The organism is Serratia sp. BNK-12, from assembly GCF_047456085.1.
Lineage (GTDB): Bacteria > Pseudomonadota > Gammaproteobacteria > Enterobacterales > Enterobacteriaceae > Serratia > Serratia liquefaciens.
Genome location: NZ_CP179896.1, coordinates 5188835 through 5202452, shown reverse-complemented (window position 1 = coordinate 5202452; position 13618 = coordinate 5188835). Strand labels below are relative to the sequence as shown.

11 protein-coding genes are annotated in these 13618 nt (G+C 56.2%); 4 read left to right on the top strand and 7 right to left on the bottom strand.

What is annotated here, in order from left to right:
- Positions 1-208 precede the first annotated feature (208 nt).
- Together ACMGG1_RS24250 and mdtD are read left to right on the top strand one after the other, a co-directional pair.
- Entirely contained in the window at positions 209-898 is a 690-nt protein-coding gene (locus ACMGG1_RS24250; protein WP_046374852.1) for a FadR/GntR family transcriptional regulator, read from the top strand.
- Positions 899-964: 66 nt separating this feature from the next.
- Positions 965-2380, top strand: a complete 1416-nt coding sequence (gene mdtD / locus ACMGG1_RS24245; RefSeq protein WP_041415120.1) for a multidrug transporter subunit MdtD — start codon at positions 965-967, stop codon at positions 2378-2380.
- On the opposite strand, the gene rbsR is transcribed toward mdtD, so the two are convergent.
- From rbsR to kup, 7 genes are all read right to left on the bottom strand, one after another.
- Complete coding sequence (gene rbsR / locus ACMGG1_RS24240) at positions 2377-3378, bottom strand: ribose operon transcriptional repressor RbsR (protein ID WP_020837691.1); 1002 nt, start codon at positions 3376-3378, stop codon at positions 2377-2379. The two genes, mdtD and rbsR, sit on opposite strands and share 4 nt — an antisense overlap.
- Positions 3379-3383: 5 nt before the next feature.
- Complete coding sequence (gene rbsK, locus ACMGG1_RS24235) at positions 3384-4310, bottom strand: ribokinase (protein ID WP_048759295.1); 927 nt, start codon at positions 4308-4310, stop codon at positions 3384-3386.
- Positions 4311-4371: 61 nt separating this feature from the next.
- Entirely contained in the window at positions 4372-5259 is an 888-nt protein-coding gene (gene rbsB / locus ACMGG1_RS24230; protein WP_128864861.1) for a ribose ABC transporter substrate-binding protein RbsB, read from the bottom strand.
- 24 nt (positions 5260-5283) lie between these two features.
- Complete coding sequence (rbsC, locus tag ACMGG1_RS24225; RefSeq protein ID WP_020837695.1) at positions 5284-6249, bottom strand: ribose ABC transporter permease; 966 nt, start codon at positions 6247-6249, stop codon at positions 5284-5286.
- Positions 6250-6255: 6 nt separating this feature from the next.
- Complete coding sequence (gene rbsA, locus ACMGG1_RS24220; RefSeq protein ID WP_046374849.1) at positions 6256-7761, bottom strand: ribose ABC transporter ATP-binding protein RbsA; 1506 nt, start codon at positions 7759-7761, stop codon at positions 6256-6258.
- Positions 7762-7768: 7 nt separating this feature from the next.
- A complete protein-coding gene (rbsD, locus tag ACMGG1_RS24215) occupies positions 7769-8188 on the bottom strand; it encodes a D-ribose pyranase (protein ID WP_020837697.1) in 420 nt (139 codons plus the stop codon).
- 300 nt (positions 8189-8488) lie between these two features.
- The gene (kup, locus tag ACMGG1_RS24210; RefSeq protein WP_020837698.1) at positions 8489-10357 is read right to left on the bottom strand and encodes a low affinity potassium transporter Kup; all 1869 of its coding nucleotides are present in this window, start codon (positions 10355-10357) and stop codon (positions 8489-8491) included.
- Between the two features lie 283 nt (positions 10358-10640).
- On the opposite strand from kup, the gene ravA reads away from it, so the two are divergent.
- Both ravA and viaA read left to right on the top strand, forming a co-directional pair.
- Positions 10641-12149 carry an ATPase RavA gene (ravA, locus tag ACMGG1_RS24205; protein WP_020837699.1) on the top strand — a complete coding sequence of 503 codons (1509 nt, stop codon included), beginning with the start codon at positions 10641-10643 and terminating at the stop codon, positions 12147-12149.
- Between the two features lie 2 nt (positions 12150-12151).
- A complete protein-coding gene (viaA, locus tag ACMGG1_RS24200) occupies positions 12152-13615 on the top strand; it encodes an ATPase RavA stimulator ViaA (protein ID WP_046374847.1) in 1464 nt (487 codons plus the stop codon).
- Positions 13616-13618: the final 3 nt, after the last annotated feature.

Here is a 13618-nt window from a genome sequence, read left to right as displayed (position 1 = left end):
AGTCGTTGTTCCCGGTCAGTGGAGGCGCATTATAGGGAGTTCTCAGAAGGCCGCAACCCCTAAATGCAAAAAACTTTTCAAGCGCGGTATTTTTCGACAAAACGCTGCACAAGCCAGCGTTTTCGTCACTTTTTCCGGAAATCAGCGACAAAAGCTGGCGATCCGTAGAGTAAAATAAGAGTAACAATGTCAGTAAGGACTCGCAGCCATGCAATTTAATGCTCAACAACAGGCCGCCCAACGCAATCTTTCTTATCTACTTGCAGAAAAACTCGGCCAACAAATTCTGGCAGGCGATTATCAGGCCGGCAGTATCCTGCCCGGGGAGATGGAACTCGGGGAACAATTTGGCGTGAGCCGCACCGCGGTACGTGAAGCGGTGAAGATGCTGGCCGCCAAAGGCATGCTGCTCCCCCGTCCGCGCATCGGCACTCGGGTCATGCCGCAAAGCCAGTGGAACTTTCTCGATCAGGATTTACTGACCTGGTGGATGACCAAAGAGAACTTCGATCAGGTGATGCAGCATTTCCTTATCCTGCGAACCTCGCTGGAACCTCAGGCATGCTCATTGGCGGCTGCCAACGCCAGCACGCAGCAAACGGCACGGTTGGCTGAACTGATGGCGGAAATGCGGGCACTGCATGTTCAGTTTGACCGCGAGCACTGGATCCAGGTTGATACCCAGTTCCACCAGCTTATCTATGAGGCCAGCGGTAATCCGTTTCTCACATCATTCGCCAACCTGTTCAGTTCGGTGTATCAAAGTTACTTCCGCGCCATCACCGGTAACGAAGTGATTAAGCTCCAGAACCATCAGGCCATTGTCGATGCGATACTCGCCGGCGACGGCGCAGGGGCATTAGCCGCCTGCCAGGTCTTGCTCAGAGAGAAAGACTAACTCATGCCCTACTTATATATAGAAGAATAATGAAGGGACGAATACGACAGTTAACCGGGAATCATAATGACTAAATCCGCGCGCAGTATGGCAGGGCTCCCCTGGATCGCCGCAATGGCATTCTTTATGCAGGCGCTGGACGCCACCATCCTCAACACGGCGTTGCCTGCGATAGCGCAAAGCCTGGAGCGCTCACCACTGGCGATGCAGTCTGCCGTAATCAGCTATACGTTGACGGTTGCCATGCTGATCCCGGTCAGTGGCTGGCTGGCAGACCGTTTCGGTACCCGGCGGGTGTTTATCTTTGCGGTTTCGCTATTTACTCTCGGTTCGCTGCTGTGTGCGCTTTCCCCAACGCTAAGCGTGTTGGTGACCTCACGCGTCATTCAGGGCGTTGGTGGTGCGATGATGATGCCGGTAGCGCGTTTGGCCCTGTTGCGCGCCTACCCGCGCAGCGAGCTGTTGCCGGTTCTGAACTTCGTGACTATGCCCGGGCTGGTTGGCCCGATCATGGGGCCGATGCTGGGGGGATGGCTGGTCACCTACGCCACCTGGCACTGGATTTTCCTTATCAACATCCCGATTGGCCTGCTCGGCATCTTCTATGCACGCAAATATATGCCGGACTTCACCACGCCCAAGCGTCGGTTCGATTTCCTCGGCTTTATGCTGTTTGGCCTGAGTCTGGTGCTGGTTTCTACCGGGCTTGAGCTGTTTGGCGAACAGGTACTGGCCAGCTATATCTCACTGGGTATTCTGCTCAGCGGCGTGGTGATGCTGTTCGGCTATATCGCTCATGCCCGCAGGCACCCTCAGCCACTGATTGGTTTGGATTTATTCCAGACTCGCACCTTCTCCGTGGGGATCGCCGGCAATGTCGCTTCACGCCTGGGTACCGGCTGCGTGCCGTTCCTGATGCCGCTGATGCTGCAGGTCGGTTTCGGTTACTCGGCGATTATTGCGGGCTGCATGATGGCACCGACGGCCATCGGCTCACTGATGGCGAAATCCACCGTGACTCAAGTGCTGCGCTGGTTCGGCTATCGCAAAACGCTGGTTGGCATCACGTTGATTATCGGCGTGCTGATCGCCCAGTTTGCATTACAAAGCCCGGGAATGCCGCTGTGGTTGATGATCCTGCCGCTGTTCGTGCTGGGGATGGCGATGTCTACACAGTTCACCGCCATGAATACCATCAGCCTGGCGGATTTAAACGATGCCAATGCCAGCTCCGGCAACAGCGTGCTGGCGGTTACTCAGCAGCTTTCCATCAGCTTCGGCGTGGCGATCAGCGCAGCAGTGCTGCGTTTCTATGAATCTATGTCGCTCGGCACCATGGTCGATCACTTCCACTACACCTTTATCACCATGGGGATTGTCACCCTGGCCTCAGCATTTGTCTTTATGCTGTTAAAAAGGAAGGACGGCCGAAATCTGATCAGTGGCCGTGACAGCAAGAAAGAAGCCGAAGCTACCCGCTAGCGGCGGCCAACCGAAGCGCGTTCCACCAGCTCAGGGGTCAGTACCAGAACCTGAGCTTCACGTTCCGGATTCTGCAGGCGGTTGATCAACGCATCGATCGCCAATTCGCCCAGCGAATCTTTAGGTTGATGGATAGTGCTTAGCGGCGGCGCAAGGTATTTGGCCAGTTCGATATCATCGTAACCCATCACCGCCATGTCCTGCGGTACCGATAACCCAGCCTGATACAACGCCTGGTAAGCCCCCACCGCGACCGCGTCGTTGCCGGCGAACACCGCGTGGGGTGGTTCAGCCAAGGCCAACAGCTGTTTCATGGCGATGACACCGCCTTCAAATTCAAAATCGCAGTGCACTTCATACCCCGGCAGGATCGCCAGCCCAGCACGCTGCATGGCACTGCGATAGCCTTCCAGTCGGTGACGTGCCGTGGTTTTATCCTGCGGGCCGGCGATGCAGGCAATTTTGCGATACCCGCGAGCGATCAGATGATCGGTCGCCATCTCGCCACCCAACAAAGAGTTGTCCTGGATGATGTCGTTAGCCCCTTCGAACGGCGCCCAGTCCATCATCACTATTGGTAGAGACGGGTAGCGACTCAGCGCATCCTGCGATGGCCGATGGTTTTCGGTACACATCAACAGCAAACCGTCGACGCGCTTTTGCAGCAGCGTCTCCATATTACGGTTCATACGCGCGGCATCTTCTTCGGTATTACACAGGATCAAACTGTAGCCACGTTCATAACAACTGCGCTCGACGCCACGCACCACCTCAGCATAAAAGGGGTTGTTGCTGGAGGTGACCAGCATGCCGATGGTTCGCGTCTGATTCAGTTTGAGACTGCGCGCCAGGGCGGAAGGCGCATAGTTCAGTTGTTCTATGGCCGCCATGATTTTGGCTCGCACGCTGTCGCTGACAAAGCGATTGTTATTAATGACGTGCGAAACCGTCGAGGTTGAAACACCCGCCAGGCGGGCGACATCTTTCATGGTGGCCAAGGGGGTTACTCCTGCTGCTGCAAGAAGGCGTCAATCTCTTCGCGCCAGGGCACGGAAGGTTGGGCGCCGGGACGGGTCACCGCAATTGCCGCTGCTGCATGAGCAAAGCGCACCGCATCCGCCATGGTTTTGCCTTCCAGCAACGCCGTGACCAGCGCCCCGTTGAAGGTATCGCCAGCGGCGATAGTATCGACCGCTTTAACCTTGAAACCGGGTACCAATTTGCCGTTGCCGTTCTCACTCAGCCACACGCCACGGCTACCAAGGGTGATGATCACCGTTGCGATACCTTTATCGTGCAACGCCTGAGCGGCGCGCGCGGCATCATTATCGTCATTGACCGCAATACCGGTCAGGCGCTGAGCTTCGGTTTCGTTTGGCGTAATCATATCGATAGTCGCCAGTAGATCGTCCGGCAGCTCACGAGCAGGTGCCGGGTTAAGGATAACCTGCGTCTGATGCTGTTTCGCCAGGCTGGCGGCTGCGATAACGGTTTCCAACGGAGACTCGAGCTGCATCAGCAACGCGTCGGCGTCGATAACCTTTTGCTGATAACGTGCAAGATAATCGGGGGTCACTGCGGCATTGGCACCCGCATCGATGCCGATCACGTTCTCGCCTTCCGCATTAACGAAAATCAGCGCGACGCCCGTGGTGCTGTCGGCAATAGCTTCTATCGGTTGGGTATCAATGCGATCGCTTGCCAGTTGCTGACGTACGCGTTCACCGATGTCATCGGCACCCACGCAGGCGATAAAAGCGATATCTGCACCGCTGCGCCCAGCCGCCACCGCCTGGTTTGCGCCCTTGCCGCCAAACGCCACTTTATACTGTTTCCCGATCACCGTTTCGCCCGGGCGAGGAAACTGCTCAATATTAAGGATATGGTCGGCATTGATACTGCCCAGAACCACCAGCTTACCTGTTGCCATCGCATTGATTCCTGAATTACGCGCCATCATAAACGCCCCGTTTTGATGGCGCTGGTATGACTTATTGGGTGACCAGTTTCAAATCCACCGGAATGGTAGCCGACACTTTCTCGCCTTTCAGCACTTTATCGGCAGTTTCTACGCCGATCACGCCGATCTGATCCGGACGCTGCGCGACGGTAGCCGCCAGTTTGCCGCCTTCAACCGCTTTCACGCCGTCGGCAGTGCCGTCGAAGCCTACCACGACCACGTCGGTTTTACCGGCGGTTTGCAGCGCACGCAGGGCGCCCAGCGCCATTTCATCGTTCTGGGCAAACACCGCCTGCACATCTGGGTGAGCGGTCAGCAGGTTCTGCATCACGTTCAGGCCTTTGGTACGGTCGAAATCTGCCGGTTGGCTGGCCAACAGTTTGAATTTGTTCTGATCCAGTGATTGTTTAAAGCCTTCGCCACGCTCACGGGCAGCGGAGGTACCGGCGATCCCTTCCAGTTGGATCACTTTAGCGTCTGCGCCCACTTTTTTGGCAATGAAATCACCGGCCATTTTGCCGCCAACGCGGTTATCCGAAGCGATATGGCTGACCACGTCACCCTTGCTCGCCACGCGGTCCAGGGTGATGACCGGGATCTTGGCCTGATTGGCCATCTTGATGGCGTTGCCGACCGCATCGGAATCGGTTGGGTTAATCAGCAGCAGCTTAGGCGCCTGCACCATCAGATCCTGCACGTTAGCCAGCTCTTTCGCCGGGTTATTCTGCGAATCCAGTACCACCAGGTTGTAACCCAGCTTGTTGGCTTCCTGCTGCGCCCCCTCTTTCATTGAGACAAAGAACGGGTTGTTCAGCGTGGAAACCACCAGCGCAATGGTGTCTTTCGCCAGCGCGTTAGCGCTCAGGGTGGCGCTCAGTGCGAAGGCTGAAGCCAAAATTGCCAGTTTTTTCATTTTCATCATCGTGATTCCTGTAGGGGGAGATTATTTGTTGCTTTTGTTCTCTACCAGAACCGCCAGCAGTATCACCACTGCCTTCACGATCATTTGGTAGTAAGAAGAAACACCCAGTAAATTCAATCCGTTGTTCAGGAAGCCAAGGATCAGCGCCCCGATCAGGGTACCAACAATGCGGCCCTTGCCGCCGGCCAGGCTGGTACCGCCCAGCACCACTGCGGCAATGGCGTCCAACTCATAGCCGGTGCCGGCGGTCGGCTGCGCGGAAGACAGGCGCGCCACTTCGATCACGCCCGCCAACGCCGCCAACAAACCACAAAGCGAATAAACGATAATCTTCACTTTATCGACGCTGATACCGGACAGGCGGGTCGCCGCCTCGTTGCCGCCCAGAGCATAAATATAGCGACCCAGGCGGGTATGGTGCAGCATGTACCACGCAGCGATAAAGACGATCGCCATGATCCAGATCGGGGTTGGTACGCCCAGCGGCCGGCCGATACCGAACCAGCCGAAAGTATCGGCCACGTCGGTAAAGCCGGTATTCACCGGGCTGCCGTTGGTGTACACCATGGTGACGCCGCGCAACAGCAGCATCATCACCAGGGTCGCAATAAATGCCTGCACCTTGCCTTTGGCAACAATCACCCCGGTACAGGCGCCGACCGCAGCCCCCAATGCCAGTGCCGCCGCTACGGCCACCACCGCGTTAACTTCAAAGCCCACGATCGATGCCGCTACCGCACCAGTTAACGCCAGTAGCGATCCCACCGACAAATCGATGCCGGAAGTGAGGATCACCAGCGTCATCCCCACCGCCATAATGGCGTTAACAGAGGTTTGCTGCAGAATATTGAACAGGTTATTTAGGGTGAAGAAATTCGGGCTCATTGAAGAGACCACGGCGATCAGCACCAGCAGAGCAATCAGTGATTTTTGCTCTAACAGCCACTCTTTACTGAACCAGCGCTTTGCCACACTCTGGGAACTCATATCTGATTACTCCTGCTTTACGCCGTATTGCTTGCCAACGGCCGCAGCCATCAACGCTTCCTGGGTGGCCTGTTCAATCGGGAACTCGCCGCTAAGGTGTCCTTCGTGCATCACCAGAATGCGGTCGCTCATGCCCATGACCTCCGGCATTTCCGACGACACCAGAATGATGCTCAGACCTTCCTGCTTGAACTGGTTAATTAACTGATAGATTTCTTTTTTGGCACCGACGTCGACACCGCGTGTCGGTTCATCGAGGATCAACACCTTTGGCCGCGTCATCAGGCCGCGGGCGATTGCCACTTTTTGCTGATTGCCGCCGGAGAGCAGGCCAATGGGCTGTTCCATCGACGGCGTCTTGATATTGAACAAGCGGATGAAATCCCCCACCGCCTGCTGTTCTTCGGCCTGTTTCAGGCTGCCGCCGGCACGGCTGAAATAGCGCAGCGCGGTCAACGACATGTTTTCCTTCACCGACATCCCCAACACCAGACCATCGCGCTTGCGGTCTTCGGAGATATACACAATGCCGTTCGCCAAACCGTCCTGTGGAGAATGAGTGACCACCTGGCGGCCATCGAGGCTGACCGTGCCGGCCTTGCGTGGTGCTGCCCCGTAGAGAATTTTCATCAGTTCGGTTCGCCCGGCGCCCATCAACCCGGCGACGCCAAGAATTTCGCCACGGTACAGCGTAAAGCTGACGTCATGCACACCCGGACCGGAAACCTGACTGACCTCCAGCCGTTTTTCACCGCGCGGCTGGTTGAGGCGCGGGTATTGTTCTTCCAGCTTACGGCCGACCATCATTTCTATCAGCGAATCTTCCTGTAGCTCACTGACCGGACGCTCGGCGATAAACTGCCCGTCACGAAACACCGTGACGTCATCGCAAATTTCAAAAATCTCTTTCAGCCGGTGGGAGATGTAAACAATCCCTCGTCCTTCGGCCTTCAGTTCATTGATCACTTTAAATAAAGAGGCCGTCTCGGTATCGGTCAACGCATCCGTCGGCTCATCCATAATGATGACTTTCGATTCGAAGCTCAGCACCTTGGCGATTTCCACCATTTGCTGATCGCCGATCGACAGTTCCCCCACCAGCCGGTGGCTGCTGTAACTCAGGTTCAGTCGTGCGAGCAGTTTGTCTGCTTCGGCATACATGCGCTTCCAGTCGATGCGGCCGATACGGTTAACGAACTCACGCCCGAGGAAGATGTTCTCCGCAATGGTCAATTGCGGGATCAGGTTCAGTTCCTGATGGATGATGCCGATGCCCGCTTCCTGCGAATCCTTTGGGCCGTTGAACGCCACCTCTTTTCCGAGAAAGTACTGACTGCCGGCGTCTTTGTTATAAATGCCGGTCAGCACCTTCATCATGGTGGATTTCCCGGCGCCGTTTTCACCCACCAGCGCCATCACCTTGCCCGGGTACACGCTGAGCGCAGCGCCGGAAAGCGCCTTCACGCCGGGAAAGGCTTTATCGATCCCTTTCAGTTGCAGTAAAGGTTGCATAGGTGCCTCAGAAAGTTACGCCGGCGCAAAGGATCACGTTCGCGTAGGGCGAACATTCCCCGCTGCGGATCACCGCACGGCAGTGTTCCGTTTGTGCTTTAAAAGCCTGGTGGCTGATATAGCTCAGGCTGATGCTCTTTCCCTGGCGTTGGCCAAGTTCGGTCAGCTGAGCCAATAACGCGCTATGAAGCTGTGGATTTTGCTTAACGATCTCTTCCGCCAGAATGGCGCTTTCGACCTGCATCTCCTGCGTCACGACCTCGAGTACCTGTAGAAAAGTCGGCACCCCCTGAGTCAGCGCCAAATCGATGCGCTGCGTGGCCGCCGGAATAGGCAGCCCTGCATCGCCGATAGCTATCTGATCGGTATGACCGAGACGGGAAACCACGGCAGAGACATCAGCATTCAGCAACACGCCTTTTTTCATCTTGTTCTTCTCATTCCGCCAGCGAAACGTTTCGCTTGTGTCTGGAGTTTAAAAAAACGTCAGTAGAAGGCAACCGGGATAATGCAGAAGTGTGATCGTCATCGAAACGTTTCGCTCGTGTTACCGAGAACAGATACCCTAAATAATTGACGTTGCATCGCGGCGGCAAGCCTGCGAATTCCCGGGAGCATAATCCACTATGTGATCGGGATGAGCTGGTGCAGCCAACAAAGAGGCAGCTTCAAGTATGACGGGGTTAAACAGAAAGGGCCCAGCGGTGGCTGAGCCCTTGAGGGGGAGTTAAATCTCGACCTGGGTTCCCAGCTCGATCACCCTATTGGGCGGGATCTCAAACTGGTCCGGCGCGCGTAGCGCATTGCGGCTCAATGCAATAAACAGCTTGCCGCGCAGGAACAGGTACCACGGCCGTTTGGTCAGGATCAACGACTCGTGCGACATAAAGAACGAGGTTTCCGTCATCCGGCACGGCAGCCCTTCCAGCCCGCAGCGGTGGAACACTTCTTCAACGTTCGGCGTTTCACGCCAGCCATAGCTGGCTACCACCCGCCAGAAGGTCGGTGACAGCTGTTCGATGGTCACTCGCCGCACGTTGTGAACGTAAGGTGCATCCTCGGTACGCAACGTCAACAGCACCACGCGTTCGTGCAGCACCTTGTTGTGCTTTAGGTTATGCAGCAGCGCAAAAGGGATCACATTGATGGCGCGTGACATAAAGACCGCGGTGCCAGGCACCCGCACCGGTGGCGATTTTTCCAGCGAGGCGATCATCGCCTCCAGGGAATTGCCGTGCTCGTGCATGCGGCGCAGCAGGCGGAAACGTTCGCTCTTCCAGGTGGTCATGATGATGAACATCACCAGCGCCAACATCAGCGGCAGCCAACCACCCGAGAACAGTTTCAGGGCGTTGGCGGAGAACATCGGGATGTCGATAATCAGCAGGACAACCAGAATGCCGACGGCGAAGAAGCGATTCCAGTGCCAGTTTTTAATCGCCACCGACGTCACCAGAATACTGGTCAGCACCATGGTGCCGGTCACGGCGATGCCGTAGGCCGCCGCCAGATTACTGGAGTGTTCGAAACCGACAATCACCAGCACCACCGCGATATACAGCGTCCAGTTGATCACCGGAATGTAGATTTGGCCGGATTCCATCTCAGACGTATGGATGATGCGCATTGGCGACAGGTAACCCAGGCGCACCGCCTGACGGGTCAGGGAGAACACGCCGGAGATCACCGCCTGCGAGGCGATAACCGTGGCCAGCGTCGCCAGAATTAATAGCGGGATCAGCGCCCAGTCCGGCGCCAACAGGAAGAATGGGTTCTTGATCGCCTCCGGATTTTTCAGCAACAGAGCGCCCTGGCCAAAATAGTTCAGCACCAGTGAAGGCAGCACCACGGTGAACCAGGCCAGGCGAATAGGGAATTTGCCGAAGTGGCCCATATCGGCGTACAACGCCTCAACGCCGGTAATCGACAGCACCACCGCACCCAGCGCAAAGAACGAAACCTTCTTATATTCAATAAAGAAGTTCAGCGCCCATTTCGGGTTCAACGCCTGCAACACTTCCGGGTTAGCCATAATGCTGCGCGCCCCCAGTACCGCCAGGACGATAAACCACAGCAGCATCACCGGTGCAAAGAGCTTACCGACGCTGCCGGTACCGTGTTTCTGGATGGCGAACAGCAGCGTCAGCACCAGAATCGACAGAGGAACGATATAGCCATCGAGCGACGGAGCGGCGATTTCCAACCCTTCTATCGCGGACATCACCGATATCGCCGGGGTGATCACCACCTCGCCATAGAAGAAGCTGCCGCCAATCAGGCCCAGGATCACCAACACTGCGGTAGTGCGCGCTGAAGTATTACGCCCGGCCAACGACATCAGCGTCAGGATCCCGCCTTCGCCGGCGTTATCTGCCCGCATGACATAAGTGAGGTATTTAAGGGAAACAATGATGATCAGCATCCAGAAAATCAGCGACAGGAAGCCGAAAACTACGTCTGGACGAACATCGAAGCCGTAATGGCCGGAGAAACACTCTCTGAGAGTATAGAGAGGACTGGTGCCGATATCACCGTAAACCACCCCAATTGCCGCCAGGGTTACCGCCGATAAGGACTGTTTATGCTCTGTGCTCATAATTCGTTTCTTTATTAGAACATCCGTTAGCGATGCATCCGCATCAGCCAGAGATACGGGCTCTAAGATCCGTTACGCCCACTAAAAGGCGCACAGTATGCACGATTTATACTGCTTGCCTACTCTTATATCAGACCCAAAAAATAAACAAAATGTGAACCGGCCGCTCTTTTGATAATAGAAAGATTTTACTAATCAACAAGCTATACCATTAAAAATAATGGTGGTTTATCATCGGATTATCCACCAAGATTGGCTAACTCTCGGACAACACGACAATAATATGGCGCCATCATCACTTCTTGCAGAACGGATTTCCCGCCTCAGCAGCGCGCTGGAGAGCGGTCTTTATGAACGTCAGGAAGCCATTCGCCTGTGTCTGCTGGCGGCGCTCAGCGGTGAAAGCGTGTTCCTGCTCGGTCCACCGGGCATTGCCAAAAGCCTGATTGCACGCCGGTTAAAATTCGCCTTTCGCCATGCGCGCTCCTTTGAATACCTGATGACGCGCTTCTCGACGCCGGAAGAGGTGTTCGGCCCGTTATCCATCCAGGCGTTAAAAGACGAAGGCCGCTATCAGCGCCTGACCGCCGGCTACCTGCCCGAAGCGGAAATCGTATTTCTGGATGAGATCTGGAAAGCCGGCCCGGCAATCCTCAATACCCTGCTGACCGCGATCAACGAACGTCGCTTCCGTAACGGCAACGCGGAGGAACCGATCCCCCTGCGGTTGCTGGTCACCGCCTCCAATGAATTACCGGAAGCCGACAGCAGCCTGGAAGCGCTGTACGACCGCATGCTGATACGCCTGTGGCTGGACAAAGTGCAGGACAAGCAGAACTTTCGCTCGTTGCTGGTCAGCCGCCAGAACGAGAATGAAAACCCGGTGCCGGAAGCCCTGAGCATCACCGACGAGGAGTATCACCAGTGGCAATCGCAGATCGACAAAATCAAGCTGCCTGAAAGCTGCTTCGAACTGATATTCCAACTGCGTCAGCGGCTGGATGCGCTGGACCATGCTCCTTACGTTTCCGATCGCCGATGGAAAAAGGCATTGCGCCTGTTGCAGGCCTGCGCCTTTTTCAGTGGTCGCGACGCCGTGGCCCCGATCGACCTGCTGCTGCTGAAAGACTGCCTGTGGCACGATCTCACCTCGCTAAAACTGCTGCAGCAGCAAGTAGAGCAGTTGCTGAACGAGTCGGCCTACCAACAGCAAACGCTGCTGATCCAGCTGCAACAGATCCACACCCGCTGGCTGCAGCACCAACAACAGCAGAGCGACAGTCAGGCGATCACACTGGTAAAAAAAGGCGGCATGTTCAGCCGAAAGCCGCAGTTTGCCCTGGCCACGCCGCTCGGCACCGGTCCCCTGACACTGTTGCTGCAAAAACCGCTGCAGCTGCATGATATTCAGGTCAACCATCTGAGTATTGAAAACAGCGTGCTGGAAAACTGGCTGCAAAAAGGCGGCGACGTACGCGCCAAACTGAACGGCATCGGCTTTGCCCAGCAGATCGATCTGGAAGTGGACGAAAAACTGCATCTGACGGTACTGGACGTCAGTCGTCAGCCTTCGCTGCTGGCCCTGCCCGGTATAAAGACCGGGGGAACGCCTCAGGCAATGCTCGACGAAATGGACCAGTTGGCTCAGCGTCTGGCGGAACAGCGCCGGTTGTTCAGTCAGCATCAGCCCTGCCTGTTTACCCCGGCCGCCAGGCTGGCAAAAATTGAGGCCAGCCTGTTGCAGGTGGCGGAACAAATCAAACAGCAGCACCAGCAGATGCGCGGTCAGTAAGCATGCTCAGCCTGGAAACGCTCGATCTGCTGCTGGCGATCACCGAAGGTGAACTGATCGAGGAAATGATCATCGGTATGCTGGCGGCCCCGCAGCTGTCGATTTTCTTCAAGAAGTTTCCGGCGATCCGCCGGGCGCTGGATCGCGACCTGCCGCGCTGGAAGCTGCAACTGAAACAGCGTCTGCATGAAGCCATGGTGCCACCTGCGCTGGCGCAAGAATTTTACCGCTATCAACAGTGCCAGTTAGAGAACAATACCCAGTTCTTTCATAACCTCAATGACACTCTGGACCTGCTGCGCCAGCTGGTTTCTCCTTTCTATGAGCAGGCTCGCTCGCTGGTGGATGCCGCCGATCTGCCCAATCATCCGCTGGACGACAGTTTCCAGACCCTGTTTTTACAACGCTGGCGTATCAGCCTGACGCTGCAGGCCACCATGATGCACCACCAGTTGCTGGAACAGGAACGCGAACAGCTGATGGCAGAGCTGCAGGAGCGTCTGGCACTGAGTGGGGCGCTGGAACCGCTGCTGTCGGAAAACGACACCGCCGCCGGGCGACTGTGGGACATGAGCAAAGGCCATCTTCAGCGCGGCGATTATCAACGGCTGGTGGAATACGGCAACTTCCTGCAGCAACAGCCGGAGCTGAAAAAGCTGGCGCAGCAGCTTGGGCGCAGCTATCAGGCCAAAGCGGTACAGCAACAGGATGCTTTGCCAGAGCCGTTTCGCGTCATGGTGCAGGTACCCGCCACGCTGCCGGAAGAGGTCAGCGGTATTCATCAGAGCGACGATATTCTGCGCCTGCTGCCGCCTGAGTTGGTCACGCTGGGTATCGAAGAATTGGAATTTGAGTTTTACCGGCGCCTGCTGGAAAAGCAGTTATTGAGCTACCGCCTGCAGGGCGATGTCTGGCAGGAACAGATAACGATCCGGCAGGTCACCCACCAGCAGCAGGATCAGCAGCCACGCGGCCCGTTTATCGTCTGTGTCGATACCTCAGGCTCCATGGGTGGGTTCAATGAGCAGTGCGCCAAGGCGTTTTGTCTGGCGCTGCTGCGCATTGCGCTGGCGGATAATCGCCGCTGCTACATCATGCTGTTTGCCAACCAGATAGTGCATTACGAGCTTACGGCCGCCAGCGGAATTGAACAGGCAGTGCGTTTTCTCGGTCAGCAGTTTCGCGGCGGCACCGATCTGGCAGCCTGCCTGAACGCCACGGTGAGTAAAATGGCGGAGAGCGGCTGGTTCGACGCGGATGCGGTGATCATTTCTGACTTTATTGCCCAGCGGTTGCCGGAGGAGGTCATAAAGAAGGTCAAACAGCAGCAGCAGAACCACCAGCAGCGCTTTCACGCGGTGGCAATGTCCAGCTATGGCAAACCCGGCATCATGCGCATCTTCGATCATATCTGGCGCTTTGATACCGGGTTAAAAAGCCGCTTGATGCGCCGCTGGCGGCGCTGATTG